The sequence below is a fragment of the Streptomyces coeruleorubidus genome (assembly GCF_008705135.1).
Taxonomy (GTDB): Bacteria; Actinomycetota; Actinomycetes; order Streptomycetales; family Streptomycetaceae; genus Streptomyces; species Streptomyces coeruleofuscus.
In genome coordinates this window covers 5,016,203-5,033,124 of sequence record NZ_CP023694.1, presented here as the reverse complement: position 1 = coordinate 5,033,124, position 16,922 = coordinate 5,016,203, and the positions used below count along the sequence as shown (strand labels likewise).

General features: G+C 71.0%; 15 protein-coding genes. 6 read left to right on the top strand and 9 right to left on the bottom strand.

Features of this window, described 5'->3' with window-relative positions; genetic code table 11:
* Positions 1-140 precede the first annotated feature (140 nt).
* The 3 genes from CP976_RS23290 to CP976_RS23280 form a co-directional block, all read right to left on the bottom strand.
* Complete coding sequence (locus tag CP976_RS23290) at positions 141-944, bottom strand: calcium-binding protein (protein ID WP_150482126.1); 804 nt, start codon at positions 942-944, stop codon at positions 141-143.
* A 66-nt stretch (positions 945-1,010) separates the two neighbouring features.
* Complete coding sequence (locus tag CP976_RS23285; protein ID WP_229875417.1) at positions 1,011-2,303, bottom strand: hypothetical protein; 1,293 nt, start codon at positions 2,301-2,303, stop codon at positions 1,011-1,013.
* 175 nt (positions 2,304-2,478) lie between these two features.
* A complete protein-coding gene (locus CP976_RS23280; RefSeq protein ID WP_150482125.1) occupies positions 2,479-4,188 on the bottom strand; it encodes an NAD-dependent malic enzyme in 1,710 nt (569 codons plus the stop codon).
* Between the two features lie 198 nt (positions 4,189-4,386).
* On the opposite strand from CP976_RS23280, the gene CP976_RS23275 reads away from it, so the two are divergent.
* The 4 genes from CP976_RS23275 to CP976_RS23260 are packed head-to-tail and all read left to right on the top strand — an operon-like array spanning position 4,387 to position 8,057.
* Complete coding sequence (locus tag CP976_RS23275; RefSeq protein WP_150482124.1) at positions 4,387-5,229, top strand: SDR family oxidoreductase; 843 nt, start codon at positions 4,387-4,389, stop codon at positions 5,227-5,229.
* Between the two features lie 41 nt (positions 5,230-5,270).
* The gene (locus tag CP976_RS23270; RefSeq protein WP_150482123.1) at positions 5,271-6,347 is read left to right on the top strand and encodes a class I mannose-6-phosphate isomerase; all 1,077 of its coding nucleotides are present in this window, start codon (positions 5,271-5,273) and stop codon (positions 6,345-6,347) included.
* Positions 6,348-6,357: 10 nt separating this feature from the next.
* Entirely contained in the window at positions 6,358-7,194 is an 837-nt protein-coding gene (locus tag CP976_RS23265; protein WP_150482122.1) for an alpha/beta fold hydrolase, read from the top strand.
* Positions 7,191-8,057 (top strand): sugar phosphate isomerase/epimerase family protein, encoded by an 867-nt coding sequence (locus CP976_RS23260; protein ID WP_150482121.1) that lies wholly within the window; start codon positions 7,191-7,193, stop codon positions 8,055-8,057. Before CP976_RS23265 ends, CP976_RS23260 begins: the two co-directional genes overlap by 4 nt.
* A gap of 26 nt (positions 8,058-8,083) precedes the next feature.
* Here the strand turns inward: CP976_RS23260 and CP976_RS23255 are convergent, their stop codons facing one another.
* Positions 8,084-9,379: a phosphatase PAP2 family protein gene (locus CP976_RS23255; protein ID WP_150482120.1), complete on the bottom strand. Its 1,296-nt coding sequence runs from the start codon at positions 9,377-9,379 to the stop codon at positions 8,084-8,086.
* 216 nt (positions 9,380-9,595) lie between these two features.
* Between CP976_RS23255 and CP976_RS23250 the strand changes: the two genes are divergently transcribed.
* Positions 9,596-10,657, top strand: coding sequence for a saccharopine dehydrogenase family protein (locus tag CP976_RS23250; RefSeq protein WP_167537394.1), 1,062 nt, complete (start codon positions 9,596-9,598; stop codon positions 10,655-10,657).
* Complete coding sequence (locus CP976_RS23245; protein ID WP_150482119.1) at positions 10,654-11,310, top strand: TetR/AcrR family transcriptional regulator; 657 nt, start codon at positions 10,654-10,656, stop codon at positions 11,308-11,310. The genes CP976_RS23250 and CP976_RS23245 overlap by 4 nt, the downstream gene beginning before the upstream one ends.
* A 75-nt stretch (positions 11,311-11,385) precedes the next feature.
* On the opposite strand, the gene CP976_RS23240 is transcribed toward CP976_RS23245, so the two are convergent.
* The 5 genes from CP976_RS23240 to CP976_RS23220 all read right to left on the bottom strand — a co-directional run bounded on the left by CP976_RS23240 (position 11,386) and on the right by CP976_RS23220 (position 16,816).
* Positions 11,386-11,760: a hypothetical protein gene (locus tag CP976_RS23240; RefSeq protein ID WP_150482118.1), complete on the bottom strand. Its 375-nt coding sequence runs from the start codon at positions 11,758-11,760 to the stop codon at positions 11,386-11,388.
* Between the two features lie 78 nt (positions 11,761-11,838).
* Positions 11,839-12,972 carry an XdhC family protein gene (locus CP976_RS23235; protein ID WP_150482117.1) on the bottom strand — a complete coding sequence of 378 codons (1,134 nt, stop codon included), beginning with the start codon at positions 12,970-12,972 and terminating at the stop codon, positions 11,839-11,841.
* A 19-nt stretch (positions 12,973-12,991) separates the two neighbouring features.
* Positions 12,992-15,187, bottom strand: coding sequence for a xanthine dehydrogenase family protein molybdopterin-binding subunit (locus CP976_RS23230; RefSeq protein WP_150482116.1), 2,196 nt, complete (start codon positions 15,185-15,187; stop codon positions 12,992-12,994).
* A complete protein-coding gene (locus tag CP976_RS23225) occupies positions 15,184-16,164 on the bottom strand; it encodes an FAD binding domain-containing protein (RefSeq protein WP_150482115.1) in 981 nt (326 codons plus the stop codon). Before CP976_RS23225 ends, CP976_RS23230 begins: the two co-directional genes overlap by 4 nt.
* Before the next feature lie 13 nt (positions 16,165-16,177).
* The gene (locus tag CP976_RS23220) at positions 16,178-16,816 is read right to left on the bottom strand and encodes a (2Fe-2S)-binding protein (protein ID WP_150482114.1); all 639 of its coding nucleotides are present in this window, start codon (positions 16,814-16,816) and stop codon (positions 16,178-16,180) included.
* Between the last annotated feature and the right edge of the window lie 106 nt (positions 16,817-16,922).

Sequence of the window (16,922 nt, the reverse complement as noted above, 5' to 3'; positions counted from 1 at the left end):
CTCGCCGTCCCGCTGGGCGGGGCGAAATTTACACTACTACCCGTTCGTACGAGCCGAATAAGGGCTATGTCCTTATCATCCCATTCCCCTGGGGATCTCCAGTGCTGTCCGCTGCCCCGACGCCGGCGAGCACGTTCGGGTTATTGCACGTCCACGAAGTCACCGGTCGCCTTGACGGCCGGGGTGGTGGAGGTCCCTGCGAAGTTCCAGCGCCAGTAGCCGTCCTCCGAGGCGGTGGCCGTGGTCGTCAGGTTGCCGGTGCTGGAGGTGTACACGGTCTTGACGGTCGCGTAGGTCGTGGTGCCGGCCTTGCGGAACTGGAGCTTGACCGGCTGGTTGGTGTAACCGCGGTAATCGAGATTGTCCCAGTCGGCCCGGGTGAGCCTGCCGGTGACGGTGAGGGTCTTGCCCCTGGCAGTCGGTTCCGGGCCCGCGTTCACGGTGAGTGCGGACTGCCGCTGCAGGCGGGTCGTGGTGTAGCTCGCCGATTGGTTCCAGCTGTCGTCATTGGCCACCCCCTGCACGCTGACGTTCCAGGTGCCGGCGTGGGCGTTGGTGAGCGCGGTGCCGCCGTACTTCCAGTCCGGTTCGAGGGAGATCGTCTGCGAGCAGGTGGAGGTGGCGGCACTCGAGGCGACGCAGTCCGCATGGGAGTAGTACTGGTTCGACACGATGCGGTCGTCGTAGGTCTCGTAGGGGTTCGCCCCCGCCGGTCCGCGCCACAGGACGAAGTCCGCGTCCTGGATGCCCGAGGGGTGGGTGAAGGTCCCTGAAACCGTGATCGTCTTGGCGTAGAGACCGACCACGATGTTCTTGCCACCGTCGAAGGAGACGTCGCTGATCTGGACGTCCGTCTGGGTCTCGCCCGCGTAGGCACCGGGGGCGGCGAAGCCTGCCAGCGCGGCGACGGCACTGAGCAGGGCAAAGGCAGCACGCTTGCGCATGTATTTCCTTGTCAGAGAAAAGAGTGGGGACCCGCCGAGCGGGAGCAGCGGGGCAGGTGAAGCCGGTCAGGGACCGGTGACCGACTTGATCGTGTACGGGAAACTCTCCTGCTGCCAGATCACCGTGAACCGGGAGACCGGGCGGGTGCCGACCTGGGGGACCCGGCCGTCCGACGTGAGTGTCTTCACGGTGCCGAAGGTGCCGGAACGGCTGATCAGGCGGGCGCCGGCCTTGGTGTAGCTGTACGGGGGCGTCGACTTGGGGACGACCGTGTGGAAGACCAGCATGCCGTCGCCGTCGTCGTCGAGGGCCAGGTCGGGGCGGTCGCCGGGACCCAGGCTGGTGACGGCGCCCCGGGCACCGGCCGCGGAGAGGCGGCGGCCGAGCAGCTCGAGTTTGCCGCTGCTGTAGCGGGTCCACACGATCATCGAGTCGCCGTCGAGGTCGGTCGCGAGGGCGTGGTGGAAGCCCACGTTGTCCGTGGAGGCCGAGATGCGCAGGGGAGCCGCCAGGGTGCCGGTGCGGCTCCAGCGGGAGGCCCAGACCTGCGAGACGGAGCCGCCGCCGGAGTGGTAGGTGATGACCGCGTCGCCGTCCCGGTCCACGCCGACTCGCACCATGCCGAAACCGCCGTACGACGCGATGGGCGACGTGAGCACCTTCGTCGAGGAAACGGATGTCGACGTGATCCGCTTGGCCACGACGTCCGAGGCACGCGCCCAGGCGACGACGAACCGGCCGCTGCGGTCCACTCCGATGGCCGGCTTCTCCGCCGAGCCCGAGCCGAGAGTGATGGGCGTGCCGAGCGTGCCGTCGAGCTTGAGGCGGCGGGCGACCGCGTACCAGCTTCCGTCGCGGATCTCCGTCCACGCCGCCATCGCGGTGCCGCCCGGGGTCACGGCGACCACCGGGGTGGTCGCGGGCGCCGACGTGGACAGCTTCTGCAGCGGTCCGACGAGGCTGCCGGAGGCCGAGAGCCGGCGGCCCACGACCTGGCTGTCCTGCTGCCAGACCACCGCCGAGTCGCCGGTGTCGTCGGATGCGGCCTCCGGCCGGGACGGCGCGGCACCGTCGGGCGACAGGGTGCGGATCGCTGTCACCGTACCGCTCGCGGTCTTCACTCTGGTCTGGATCCGGTAGTAGCAGCCCGGCGTCGACAGGTCGCAGGCGTTCCAGGCCAGCAGGGCGTCGCCCTGCCGGTCGACCGACACCGTGGGGGAATCGTCAGGGGTCCAGCCGGAGGCCGACACGTTCCACGTCGACGTCCACGCCGCCTCGGCGTTCATGGCCATCGTCGCGGTGACCGCGATTCCGGCCGCCGCGGCCGCGGAAACCCCGGCAAGGACACGACGCTTCACCGAACGCCGATGACGTGCTGCACGCGTAGCCACCCTCATCCCCCGTTTCCATGGCTTGGGCACAGCCGTCACAGGCCGCCCTCAACCTCCAGCGCACCTGCGTGCTCAAACGTCACACGCGTATGGACGGGCATGAGCGGTCTGGTCGTCTCCAGCTGAAAGGGTCCTCGCCCTGTCAGCCGTACTCGGGCTGCCACATCGCGTCCTGGATCTGCTGGATCACGTCGTCCAGGCGGGCCCGGGCGATGCCCTCCTCGGCGGCGCGGCGGGCGACGGCCGTGGCGACCACGGCCGAGGAGGTGCGCAGGTTCCGCACCTCCGGCAGCAGGGCGGCGCCGGGTTCCGGCAGGTCGGCGAGGCCGGCGACGGCTTCCGCCGCGGCCTGGAGCATGCCGTCGGTGATCCGCTCGGCGCAGGCCACCACGGCACCCAGCCCCAGGCCCGGGTAGAGGAGGGCGTTGTTGGCCTGGCCGATGACGTACGTGGTGCCGTCCAGCTCCACCGGAGGTACCGGGATGCCGGTGGCGACCAGGGCCTTGCCGCCGGTCCACCGCAGCACGTCCTCCGGCATGGCCTCGATCTTCTCCGTGGGGTTGGACAGCGGCAGGACGACCGGCCGGTCCACGTGGCGGGCCATGGAGCGCACCACGTCCTGGGTGAAGGCCCCGTGCCGGGTGGAGGTTCCCACCAGCACGGTCGGCTGTGCCTGGTCCACCACGCTCGGCAGGTCGGCCGGCCTGTCGTCGGGCCACTCGTCGTCGGGTCGCGCGTAGGGCTGCTGGTAGTCGCGGAGTCCCTCGGTGGACTGCCGCAGCAGGCCCTGGCGGTCCACGCACCAGATGCGGCGGGTGGCCTCCTCGGGGTCCAGGCCGTCGCGGACCATGGCATCGCGCAGCTGGTCGGCGATGCCCACGCCCGCCGTCCCGGCGCCGAAGATCACGACCCGCTGATCCCGCATGGGCGTGCCGGTGACCCGTGCCGCGTTCATGACGCAGGCCAGCGTGATCGCGCCGGTGCCCTGCATGTCGTCGTTGAACGTGCAGATCTTCTCGCCGTACTGCTGGAGGATGCGGCGGCCGTTGCCGGGGCCGAAGTCCTCCCAGTGCAACAGCGCCTGCGGGAACAGCTCGCCCACCGCCTCCACGAAGGCGGCGACGAACGCGTCGTACGCCTCGCCGCGCACCCTGTTGTGCCGGTTGCCGACGTACAGCGGGTCGTTGAGCAGTGCCTGGTTTCCGGTGCCGACGTCGAGCATCACCGGGATGGCCCGCCCCGGGTGGATGCCCGCGGCGGCGGTGTAGACCGCCAGCTTGCCGACCGCGAGCTGCATGCCGCCGACGCCCCAGTCGCCGATGCCGAGGAGTTGCTCCGCATCGGTGGCCACGAGCAGGTCGACGTCGTCGGGGCCGAGGCCGAGCGCCTCGAACGCGGGGCGGATGTCCTGGGGGCGGTCGATGGACAGGTAGACCCCGCGCGGCCGCCGGTATTCGTGGCTGTAGCGCTTGACCGCCTCGCCCACGGTCGGGTCGTACACGATCGGCAGCAGCTCGGTGAGGTGGTCGCAGAGCAGCCGGAAGTAGAGGACCTCATTGCGGTCGTGGAGCTGCTCCAGGTACACGTTCTTCGCCAAGTCGTCGGGCTGGGCCTGTAGTTGCTCCCAGGCGCGGCGGGCCTGGAGCTCCAGGGACAGCACCGCGGGCGGCAGCATCCCGACCAGTCCGTGGCATTCCCGCTCCTCCTGGGTGAAGGCGACTCCCTTGTTGCTCAGCGGGTCCGTGAGCAGTGCGTGCCCGTCCGGTCGCCCGCGGCCGGTGTGGCCCTTCCCGGAGTGGCCCTTCGCCCTCCCCTGGTGGTCGTCCTGTGCACGGTTGCGGGGCGGGGCCATCGGCTCTCCTTGCGTCGTACGACTGCCGTAGGGCTGGTTTCCGGCCAGGCGCCCCGGGTACCCCGGTCGGCGTGACAGGCGCACCGGGTGCCCATCCCTTTGCCGCACTTTGACGCGGCCCTTCGTTCGGGTACGGCGGCGCTACCGCCTCCAGCCGGTGCAGCGATCCCCGCGATGAGAGAAGAGGGGGATTTCCCCATGTCCAAGCCCGCCCAGCAGCAACAGCCTCCGGGTACCGAAGCGGAGCTGCGGCCCCGGGCCGACCACGGTGAGCACAGCTACCGCGGATCGGGTCGGCTGGCCGGGAAGAAGGCCCTGATCACCGGTGGTGACAGCGGTATCGGCAAGGCCGTCGCGATCGCCTACGCCCGCGAGGGCGCCGATGTGCTCCTCTCGCACCTGGACGAGGAGGAGGACGACGCCCGCGACACGGCGCGCTGGGTGGAGGAGGCGGGCCGCGAGGCGGTTCTGGTGCCCGGTGATCTGAGCGATCCCGCCCACTGCCGGGAGGTGGCGGCCCGGGCCGTCGAGGCGTTCGGCCGCATCGACGTCCTGGTCAGCAACGCGGCGTTCCAGATGTTCCGCGACTCGATCGAGGAGATCCCCGACGAGGAGTGGGACCACACCCTGGCGACCAACCTCAGCGCCATGTTCCACCTCTGCAAGGCGGCGGTGCCGCACATGAAGTCGGGCGCGTCGATCATCGCGTCCACCTCGGTGAACTCCGACTCTCCACCTCCGGGCCTGCTGGCGTACAACGCGACGAAGGCGGGCATCGCCAACATGGTCGGCTCCCTGTCCCAGTCGCTCGCCGAGCGGGGCATCCGGGTCAACAGCGTCGCCCCGGGGCCCATCTGGACGCCGCTGATCCCCGCCACGATGCCGCCCGAGCAGGTCGAGGACTTCGGCGGCCAGACACCGCTGGGGCGCGCCGGGCAGCCGGCCGAACTCGCCCCCGTGTACGTCATGCTCGCCTCGGACGAGGCCGCGTACGTCTCGGGTGCGCGCATCGCCGTCACCGGCGGCCAGCCCATCCTCTGACGCCCCGGCAGGAATCACCCCGGCAGGAACGAGGAGTGACCGTGGACTGGTACCCCTTGCGGTTGACCACCCCTGTCAAGCAGCACGTCTTCGGCGGCCGGGTCATCGCCGAACGGCTGGGCCGTACCGGCCTGCCCGACGGTCCGGTCGCCGAGACCTGGGAGGTCAGCGATGTGGACGGCGAGGGAGCACGGGTCGCGGAAGGCTCGCTGGCCGGCCGCACGCTGCGCGGGCTCGTCGAGGATCACCCCGACGAACTCGTGGGGCGCGGGTGGCGCGGCCCGCGCTTCCCGGTGCTGACCAAGTTCATCGACGGCACCGGTGCCCTTCCGGTCCATCTGCACGCCGACGACGACACCGCGCGCCGGCTGGAGGACGAGCCCCACGGCAAGACCGAGGCGTGGCACGTCCTCGACGCGGCCCCGGGAGCCACCGCCCTGGTGGGGGTGAAGGCCGGCGTGGACCGGGACACACTGCACCGGGCTCTGCTCGCGCAGGACTTCGACGCGGTCATGCGCCGGCTTCCGGTACGGGCCGGGCAGACCGTCTACGTACCCGGCGGCACGCTGCACAGTTTCGGCCCCGGCACCCTCGTCTACGAGATCGAGCAGACCTCCGACATCCAGCAGCACGCCATGCGCAGGCACATGGAGGACGGCTCGGAACTGGACGACGAGGAGTGGCACGCCAACCTCGGGCGGCTCCTCGACGAGTGGCGTCCCGGTCCACGCCCCGAGTTCCACTCCGGCCTGAGCGTCCAGGTCGACGACGGGGTGGAGCGCACGGTGCTGTGCGCCGGCCCGTACTTCGCGCTGGAGCGGTGGCGGGCGGGCACCACGGCCCCGCTGGTGCACGACTTCTCCACCGCGCTGGTCGTCAGCAACGCCGGTGCCCCGGTCACCGTGGAGTCCGGCGGCCGGTCCGAGCGGCTCGGGCGGGCCCGGAGCCTGCTGCTGCCGGCCGCGCTGGGCCGCGTACGGATCCAGGGGCCCGCCGACGTCCTCATCGGCTACCTGCCCGACCTGGAACAGGACATCCGCACGCCGCTGCTCGCGGCCGGGCACGGGGCCGCCGCCGTGGCCGCGCTCGGTGAGGGCCTCACCGAGCCACGCACGTAGAAGGAGATCCATGGGCACCATCACCACCAGCGACGACGTCACCATCCACTACGAGGAACAGGGCACCGGCCCTCCCCTCGTCCTGCTCCACGGCTGGGGCTTCAGCGGCCGCTTCTTCACCCGCAACCTGGACGCCCTCGCCGAACACGCCCGCGTCATCACCGTCGATCTGCGCGGCCACGGCGACTCCGGCAAACCCCGCCACGGCTACCGCGTGCCGAGGCTGGCCAAGGACCTGTTCGACCTCCTCGAAGAACTGGACCTGCGCGAGGTCACCGTCCTGGGCTGGTCACTCGGCTGCCCGGTCATCTGGAGCTATCTCGAACTCTTCGGCAGCCACCGCCTGGCCCGCGCGGTGTACGTCGAGCAGGCACCTCGCCAGTACTACGCACCGGACTGGCCGCACGCACACGCCACCTGCTACGACGAACCCTCCCTGGCCGCCCTCCAGACGCAGCTCACCTGTGACCCGCCGGCCTTCGACGAGAACCAGATCGGCACGATCTTCGCGGACGAACCCACCCCGCGGGAGCGGGAGTTGTTGCTGGCCGAGATGGCCAAGTCTCCCCCGTACGCGCGCAACGCGCTGATGACCGACCACACCCGCCACGACTGGCGCGACCTGCTGCCCACGATCCGGCTGCCCAGCCTGGTCCTGGTGGCACGTCAGGACCAGGTGTTCCCCTGGCAGGGCCCCGCCTGGGTCGGTGAGGCGCTCCCGGGAGCCCGGACCGTCTTCTTCGAGCACAGCGGCCACGGGCTGTTCTTCGACGAGCCGGAGAAGTTCCACCGGACGGTCGCCGGGTTCCTGACCGGCAGCAGGGACGACGCGGAGGTGCTCGTATGAACAGCCCCACACCTGCGTTCGCCTTCCCCTACGGCGTCAACCAGTTCACCACCATGCCCTGGTCCTTCGAGGAGGACCTGACGCACTACGCCGGCCTCGGTGTCGAGGCGATCGAGCTGTGCGAGACCAAGCTCGACGACGACCACGACCGTGCCAAGGCGCAACTCGCCTCGGTCGCCGAGTCGGGACTGCCGATCAGCTCGGTCCAGCCCGTCGTACGGACCGTGTTCCCCAGCGAGACCCAGCCGGGCCCCGCCGACCGGCGCGACCGACTGGACCACTTCCGCCGCAGCGTGGAACTGATCGCACCGTTCGCGACGGACGCGGTGTTCGTCACCAACACCGGGCCGGCGCCCGACGGGAACCTGCACGAGGCGATCCGTCAGGTCGTCACCCATCACCGGGAACTGGCGGACATCGCGGCCGGCCACGGCGTACGGATCGCGCTGGAACCCCTCAACCCCGTCCTGCTCAACGCGGAGACCGCCATCTGGACCTACCGGCAGGCGCTCGACGTCGTCCAGGAGGTCGATCGGGAGAACGTGGGTGTCTGCCTCGACCTGTGGAACCTGTGGCAGGACCCGGATCTCGTCCCCCGCCTCGCCGACGCCCCCGACCGTCTGTTCCTGCTCCAGGTCAGCGACTGGCGCACACCCCGCTCGCGGATGGACCGGCGCAGCGTCGGCACCGGCGACATCCCGGTGGGCCGACTGCTGCACGCCGCCCACGACGCCGGTTACCGCGGCCCCTGCGTCCTGGAGATCTTCTCCGACAACGTGCCGGACTCGCTCTACGAGACGGACCTGGACGAGCTTCTGCGCACCAACCGGACGGCCCTCGAATCGGCCTGGCGAACCGGGTGAGCGCGGCGCGAGCCATGTCCCTGACTTCAAACCGGTTCGGGTTGTGGTTCCGGTTTCCGTGCGGCTACAACCGTCGGTTCCCACACTCTCGTGGTCCGTACGTAGCCGTAGACCACCGAGGTCATCGCCAGAATGAGAAGTGATCCGGAGAGCTCCTGATGCCGCGCCATCTCCATCGGGAGATAGCGGTACGAGACCAGTAGCGCGGCGAAGACCGCAGTGCCGTAGACGACGAGCTGGATCCCCCGCCTGTCCCAGCCACGGTCGAGCGCACGCAGTGCTGCCTCGATGGTGAGCGCGAACACCACGCCGGCGATGAGATCCACGCCGTAGTGGTAGCCGAAACCCAGCGTCGCGGCGAGCGTGGCGATCATCCAGAACGTACCGGCGAAGCGCAGGATCCGGGGGCCCTTGCGGGTATGGATGAAGATCGCGACGGCCCATGCCGTGTGGAGGCTGGGCATGCAGTTCCGCGGGGTGATGTCGTCGTACGACATCAGGTGCGGCGTGCTGATCGGCAGCGGCGTGTGCGGCCACAGATCGGCCGCCGCCCACTGCACGCCGCCGGTGCCGGAAGCGCCCGGGCCGTAGGCGAAGACCGGTCCGACCACCGGAAAGAGCATGTAGATGCCCGGCCCGAGGAGGCCGATCACCAGGAACGTGCGCACCAGATGATGGCTCGGGAAGCGCCGCTCGACCGCTACGTGACGTAGCTGGTACAGCGCGACGACGATCGCGGCCACCGCGAGCTTCGCGTAGACCAGGTCGAGGATGTTGATGCCGATCGGGCCGGTGGCCTGGAGCAAGCGGCCTGCCAGCCACGAGGGGTTGCCCAGCGCGTGGTCGGCGGTCGCCACGTACTGGTCGAGCACCGCCGGGCGGGTCTTCGACGTGATCAGCAGCCAGGCGTCGCCGGACTTGCGGCCGGCCACCAGCAGCAGGCCCAGCCCGACGCCCTTCAACAGGAGAACTCGTTCCCGGCCGGTGCGGCGCGTAACAGCGATGACCGCATATCCCAGCATCACCAGCAACGCGCCATTGCCGAAGAAATGGCCGTCGGCCACTTCGACGCCGGCCGCCCACCGCACCAGCAAGAGGACGCCGTCCATACCGATCGCGGCACCGACCGCGATGAACCGTTGCGGCCAGGTGAGCACCACCGACATCAACACCAAACCGCCGTACAACGGCCCCGGTTTCGGGGCGAATACCGCCCCTTTGAGCTGGTCGGCGACCGGCCCCGGCTGACCGTAGCGGCGTGCGGCGATCTCCAGTGCGACAACGAGTCCAAGAGCCGCCACAGCCACTGTGACCCACAGCATCACTCGCCACTGACACCGAGCAGTCAACGGACTTCTGTTGTTTATTCGCGAAAGCACCTGCTACGTCCTAGATATGAATTTTTCGACTGATTTGCTCGATATAGGCTCAATGGGAAAACAGCAACGGGATCAATCACTGTGAATCAGAAGATGCTACGAGCTCGTACGCCTCGACGGCTGTTTGAGTTTCTAGGTCGCGTGACCTAATGTCCCGGCGTGGACGATGACATCCAGCTCGATGTGACCGGCCCCGTACTCGTGGTCGGCGGTTACGGCACAGTCGGCGGCGAGTTGGCCCGGCTCGCCGCACCCTCCTGGCCGCTGCTGCTCACCGGGCGCAGCCCGGAGCGCGGCCGGGCGCTGGCCGAAGAGGTCGGGGCGTCGGTGCGGCGCTGGGACCTGGGCGACCCGGAGCCGTTCCCGGCGCGGGTCCGGGCCGTGATCAGCACGGTGAACGACCCGGACGACCGGGTGCTGCGCGTCGCACTGCGCGGTGGTGTGCCCTACGTGGACATCACGCGGTGGACGGCGCGGTTGCAGCGGGCCACCGCGATCACCGCCCTGACGCCGCCGAAGGCTCCGGTGCTGCTGTCGTCGAGCTGGATGGGCGGGGTCAGCGCGCTGGTCGCCGCGGCCCTGGCGGCCGGCCTCGGCGGGGCGGCGGCGGTGGAGGTCGCCATCCGGTACGACCTGAAGGACCGGGCGGGCACCGACTCGGTGGAGTTCATGGACCGACTGGGCCTGGACTTCGAGGTGATGGAGGACGGAGAGCGGCGGATGATCATGCCGCTGAGCGGAGCCGGGTACGTCACCATCGGCGGACACCGGACGAAAGTCGCCCGGATCGACACTCCGGAACAGTTCACGCTGCCCCTGACGCTGGGCGTCGACACCGCGGTCACGCGGATCGGCTTCAGCGCGAACTCCTCGACGTCCGCACTGCTGGCCCTGAAGAAGACCGGCTTCTTCCGCTGGGGCCGCGGCGACCGGCTGGAGTCGGTGCGGCGGTCGCTGCTGTACTCGCCGGGCGAGGGCGGCGAGGCGCTGCTGCGGATCGACGTGCGCGGCCGGGACGGCGGCCGTCGCACCGCGACGGTCCGGGACACCGCGGGACAAGCCCACCTCACCGCGCTCGGCGGGCTGCTGGGGCTGCGCCGGGTGCTCGGCGAGGACGGTTCCCCGGCACCGGAGGGCGTGGTCTTCGCGGAGCAGACGCCGGCGCCCCGGGAGGTCGTCCCCGCCCTGGAGAAGGCGGGCGTCGAGGTGACGGTGTCATGAGCGGTCCCGCCGAAGGCGAGAGGGCCGCGGGCGGCAAGCCGCGGCTGACCCAGCAGGGCAGCATCCGGCGTACGAGCCTGCTGGACGCCGCCGAGACCGTGCTGGTCGACAAGGGCAACGCGAGCGCGTCGCTGCGGGCCATCGCCGACGCGGCGGGCATTCGGATCGGGCATCTCCAGCACTATTTCCCGACCCGGGCCGATCTGATCAAGGCCGTGCTGGAGCGGGCGCTGGACCGGTCGCTGGAGCGGCTGGCCGACGCGACGGGACTGCGGGTGAGCCCGGACGACCCGTCGGACATCCGGCCCTCGCAGGGCCGGGCGGACACCGCCGACGTCGTGGCGGTGGTCCTGGCCGAGCAGGACGATCCACGGCTGGTCCGGCTCTACGTCGAGGTGTGGGCACTGGCGGCCAGGGACGACGACACGGCCCGGGTCGTCCGGGAGTTCTACCAGAGGTACGTCACCCACGTGGCGGCCCTCGTCCGGCTCAACCGGCCCGAATGGCCGGCCGACTTGTGCCGGGCCCGGGCGGAGACGTTCGTGGCCCTGGCCGAGGGGGCCGCCCTGCTGCGGTCGGGCATCGCCGGCACCCGGTCGGCGGCGATGGACGCCGAGCTCGCCCGGCAGGCCGTACGGCTGCTCAGCGCATGACGGACGCGGCCGGCCGAGGGGCCGGCCGGCGTCCGGGTGGGGACTTCGGCCGAGCGGTGGAGCGAGGGCAGCGACCTACTGGTCGATGTAGCTGAAGTCGCCCACGGTCCACGCGCTGACGTCCTTGATCGCCACCCGGTACATGCCGCCCGTCTCGGGGATCCCGAGGCTGCCCTGGAGGATCCGGGCAAGGTGGAAGTGCAGGTGCGTGGGGGTCTCGCCGTGGCCGGGCCGGTTCTGGCGTGGGCCGCGGGTGAAGACGTCGGAGAACGGGCCGAGGTGGTCCGAGTCCTTCAGGACCTCCGCCACCCGCTCCCTCCACACGGCCTCGGGAGCCAGCCGGCCGGTGATGACGGCACCGCCGACGACCACGGTCAGTGACATCTGATTGCTTCGCTCGGATTCCACCGCGGCGGAAATGGCGACGAGCAGCTCATCAGGGTTCGACATGAGTCCACATCCTATTCGGCCGCCTGTCCCGGCACCCTCCGCGGGCGGGAAACGGTCGCGAACCGGCTGTGAGATGTATCAGTGCGCCGGAGCCCGGTCCCGGTGGATCGGGCCGGACAGACGGGACAAGGGCAGGCCCGTTCCCTGGTTGGTGTGGGCGACGATCTCCGCGGCGATGGAGATCGCTGTCTCCTCGGGGGTGCGGGCGCCGAGGTCGAGCCCGATCGGGGAACGCAGCCGGGCCAGCCGCTCCTCGGTCACGCCTGCCCCGGTCAGGAGGCGCAGGCGTTCGTCATGGGTGCGACGGGAGCCCATCGCGCCGACGTAGCCGACGGGCAGGCCGAGGGCCAGGCGGAGCAGGGGGATGTCGAACTTGGCGTCGTGGGTGAGGACGCAGATCGCGGTGCGGGCGTCGACTTCTGTGCGTTCCAGGCAGCGGTGGGGCCAGTCGACGACGATCTCGTCGGCGTGCGGGAAGCGGGCGGGGGTGGCGAAGACGGGGCGGGCGTCGCAGACGGTGACGCGGTAGCCGAGGAAGGCCCCGGTCCGGCTCAGGGCGGCGGCGAAGTCGATCGCGCCGAAGACCAGCAGGCGGGGGCGGGAGGCGTGGACGTGGACCAGCACCGAGAGTCGTTCCGGGCAGGTGCCGGCATCCCCGCCGGCCTCCGCCCGGGCCGTGCGTCCGGCCCGCAGCAGCGCCCACGCCCGTGCGCCGATCTCCCGGCGCAGTGCTCCGGTCAGCGGGCCGTGCTGTGTGCCGTGCCGGACGCCTCCCGCCGCGTCGACGTACAGCGTCCCTCCGAGCAGGTCCTCCGGGCCCTCGACGACCTGGGCGACGGCAGCGGGCCGGCCCTCCACGACCTCGGCGAGGGCGGTCGCGAGGTGCGGGTGCGTCGCGGGGTCGACGCGCTGGACGAGGACGTCGAGTTCGCCGCCGCAGGTCAGGCCCACGGCGAAGGCGTCGTCGTCGGAGTAGCCGAACCGGGCGCGCTGGGGAACTCCCCGGTCGTGGAGCACCTGCCGGCACAGCTCGTAGACCGCGCCCTCGACGCAGCCGCCGGAGATGCTGCCGACCGCGTTGCCGTCCTCGTCCACCGCGACCGACGTGCCGACCGGCAGCGGTGCGCTGCCGGTGACGTCGACGACGGTGGCCAACGCGAAGGGACGTGCTTCGCGGCACCAACGGTGCAGTGTGTCCGCGATGTTCAGCATGGGTCGTTCTCCCTGCCCCTCAGAGCAACGCCTCCGCCGTGATGGGCAGTTCGCGGACGCGGCGGCCGGTGGCGTTGAAGACCGCGTTGGCGAGGGCGGGCGCGACGCCGCAGATCACGAGCTCGGCAAGGCCCTTCACGCCGAGCGGGTCGGCGTCGTAGTCCTCCCCGTCGAGGTAGATCGCCCTGAGGTCGGGGATGTCGGCGTTGACCGGGACCAGGTAGTCGGCGAGGTTGGCGTTGACGATCCGGCCGTCGCGGTGGTCGGTGACCGTGTGCTCCAGCAGCGCCTGGCCGATGCCGCCCACCATGCCGCCGATGGCCTGGCTGTCCGCCAGCTTGGGGCTGATGATGCGGCCCGCGTCGTACACGGAGAGCATCCGCCGCACCCGCACCAGACCCAGCGTCGCGTCCACCGCCACCTCGGTGAAGGTCGCGCTGTAGCCGCTGATGGAGAACCGTTCGCCCCTCGGCGGGGTGAAGGAGGTGTCCGCTTCGAGGCGGGCGCGGCCGTTGCGGGTCAGCAGCCGCTGGTACGACTCGCCGCGCGCCGGGTTCCCCTGCACGTGCAGGCGGCCGCCCCGGACCACGATGTCGTCGGGCGACACCCCGTGCAGCGGGGATTCCTCGTCCTCGACGGCCAGTCGGATCGCCTGCCGCCGGAGCTGGTCGCAGACGTCGAGCGTGGCGGAGCCGACGCTGGCCATGGTCATCGAGCCGCCGTGCGGCGGGGTCTGCGGGTAGCGGGAGTCGCCGAGCCGGTAGTCGACCGCGCGGACGGCCAGCCCCAGCGCGTCGGCGGCGACCTGGGTCTGGGCGGTGTAGGTGCCCGGGCCCATGTCGCTGGTGGCGGACTCGATCACCGCCGTGCCGTCGGCGTTCAGCCGGCCCCGGGACTGGGCCGGGGCGACCGCGGTGTGGTACACGCCCGCGGCCATGCCCATGCCGATCAGCCAGTCGCCGTCACGCGTGGAGCGCGGCTTCGGCTTGCGGCGCTGCCAGCCGAACTCACGGGCACCGACCGTGTAGCACTCCAGCAGCCGGCGCGTGGAGAACGGCGTGTTGTTGGACGGGTCCTGGGCCGGCTCGTTGCGGCGGCGCAGTTCGATCGGGTCGATGCCGAGCTCGTGGGCGAGTTCGTCCATGGCCGACTCGACGACGAAGACCCCCGTGGCGGCGCCGGGGCCGCGCATCCAGATCGGGCTGTTCACGTCCAGCGGCACCGTGCGATAGGCCTGGCGGACACCGGGAGTGCTGTAGAGCATCTGGCCGGGGGTCATGACGGCCTCGGTGAACGTCTCGTACGACGAGGTCTCCGCGTCGATCCGGTGGTCCGCGGCGACCAGGCGGCCGTTCCGGTCGCCGCCGAGGCTCAGCCGGTAGTCGTAGGAGGGCCGGAAGCCGGTGCCGAAGTACATCTGCCTGCGGGTCAGGACCAGCTTGACCGGACGTCCCGTGATCCGCGCGGCCAGGCCGGCGACCACGGTGTGCGGCCAGCAGCGCAGCCCGCTGCCGAAGCCGCCCCCGACGTAGGGGTTGATGACCCGCACGGAGTCCAGCGGCAGGCCGAACACCGTGGAGAGCTCCAGCTGTGTGCCGTACACCCACTGGGTCTTGTCCCACACGGTCAGCCGGTTGCCGTCCCAGCGGGCGATGGTGGCGTGCGGCTCCATCGGGTTGTGGTGGTTGCGCGCCAGGCGGTACGTCAGGTCCAGCCGCACGTCCGCGTCGCGCAGGCCGGCTTCCGCGTCGCCGCGCGCGTACCCGGTCGGCTCGCCCGGCTCGCCCTCGGCGAGGTCCGTGGTGGGCCGCTCGGCGTCGTAGCGGACCTTCACCAGGCTCGCGCCGTGCTGCGCGGCCTCCAGCGTAGTGGCCACCACGACGGCGACCGGCTGGCCGTGGAAGAGGACCCGGTCGTCCTGGAAGACCCGCAGCTTGCGGCCGGGCAGGTTGTTCGACCCGGAGGAGTTGTCGCGGTACGGCAGCGTCGGCGCGTTGCCGTGGTGGATCACCCGCAGTACGCCCGGGACGGCTTCGGCGTCGTCCGTGTCGACGCCGGTGATACGTCCGCGGCCGATGCTCGCGTCGACGATGACGGCGTGCACCGCCCCGTCGATGTCGAACTCGGCGGCGTACCGCGCCTGGCCGGTGACCTTCAGCCGCCCGTCCACCCGGGACAGCGGCGCGCCCACGGCTGCCTGCGGCTGGGGGCTCACTTCGTACCTCCTACGATGCGCAGCTGGCGTTCGACGGTCCGCTTCAGCAGCGCGACCTTGAAGCGGTTGTGCCTCAGGGGACGGGCCCCCTCCGTCGCCTTCTCCGCGGCCGCTGTCCACAGGGCGTCCGAGGGGCGCTCGCCGATGAGGTGGCGTTCGACGGCGGGCAGCTTCCAGGGGACGGTGCCCACTCCCCCGGCGGCGACCCTCGCCTCCCGGATCACCCCGCCCCGGATGTGCAGCGCGACCGCCGCGGAGGTCAGGGCGAACTCGTAGGACTGCCGGTCGCGCACCTTCAGATAGCCCGACTTGAGGGGACGCGGAAGCGCCGGGATCTCGATCGTCGTGATCAACTCACCCTGCTTCACGGCCTGTTCACGCTGTGGTGTGCTCCCCGGGCGCAGCAGGAAGTCCGCGAAGGGGACTTCACGCTCTCCGTCCGGGCCCAGCAGGCGCACTCTCGCCTCCAGCGCCGCGAAGGCCACGGCGACGTCGGAGGGGTGCGTGGCGACGCACTGGTCGGAGGTGCCCAGGATCGCGTGCGAGCGGTTGACGCCGTGCAGTGCCGCGCAACCGGAGCCGGGCTCGCGCTTGTTGCAGTCGGCGGTCACGTCCCGGAAGTAGGTGCAGCGGGTGCGCTGCATGATGTTGCCGCCGATGGTGGCCATGTTGCGCAGCTGGGCCGAGGCGCTCAGCTCCAGCGCCCGGGAGACGACCGGGTAGGCGGCGCGCACCGCGGGGTGGGCGGCCGCCTCGGCCATCCGCACCAGGGCGCCGATACGCAGGCCGCCCTCCTTGGTGACGAGGATGTCGCGCAGCGGCAGGCCGGAGATGTCGACCAGGGTCCCGGGGCGCTCGACGGTCTCGCGCATCAGGTCGACCAGGGTGGTGCCGCCGGCGATGTAACGACCGCCCGCGCGACCGGCTTTGAGGGCCTCGCGGGTGTCGGAGACGCGGGTGTAGGCGAAGGGATGCACGGTGGGCCGCTCCTTACTTCCGGCCCGCGGTCTGCTCGACCGCGCGCACGATCTTGACGTAGCAGCCGCAGCGGCAGATGTTGCCGCTCATCCACTCCCGTATCTCCTCCGGCGAACCGGTGTGCCCCTCCTGGATGCAGCCCACCCCGGAGACGATCTGGCCGGGCGTGCAGTAGCCGCACTGGAAGGCGTCCTCGTCGATGAACGCCTGCTGCAACGGGTGCAGCCGGTCACCCTCGGCCAGACCCTCGACGGTGGTGACCTCGGCTCCCTCCAGCCGCACGGCCAGCGTCAGGCAGGAGTTGACCCGGTGGCCGTCGACCAGCACGGTGCACGCCCCGCAGGCACCGGCGTTGCAGCCCTTCTTCGAGCCGGTCAGGCCGAGGTGCTCGCGCAGCAGGTCCAGCAGCGAGGTGCGGTTGTCGACCGTCACGGTCCGGCGGGTGCCGTTGACCGTCAACGACACCCGGCTGGAGGGCGCCGCCCCCTCGGCGGTGGCTTCGTCCGGGACCGCGAGGAACGTCCCTCCGGCCACGACGGCACCACCGACCGCGGCACTGGTGGCGATGAAGGTGCGCCGGCTGGGCGGCGAGGAGGACTCGCCGGGTTCGGTGGGGGGTGGAACAGCGGATTCAGGGAGGTCAATGGACATGGATACGCCTTCGCATCACGGACGGATCGGCCGTACAGAGCGGCACGGCAGGAGACGGGATCGTTGTCACCGCAGACCTGGGCGACCGCGCGCCTTTCCGCGGCCG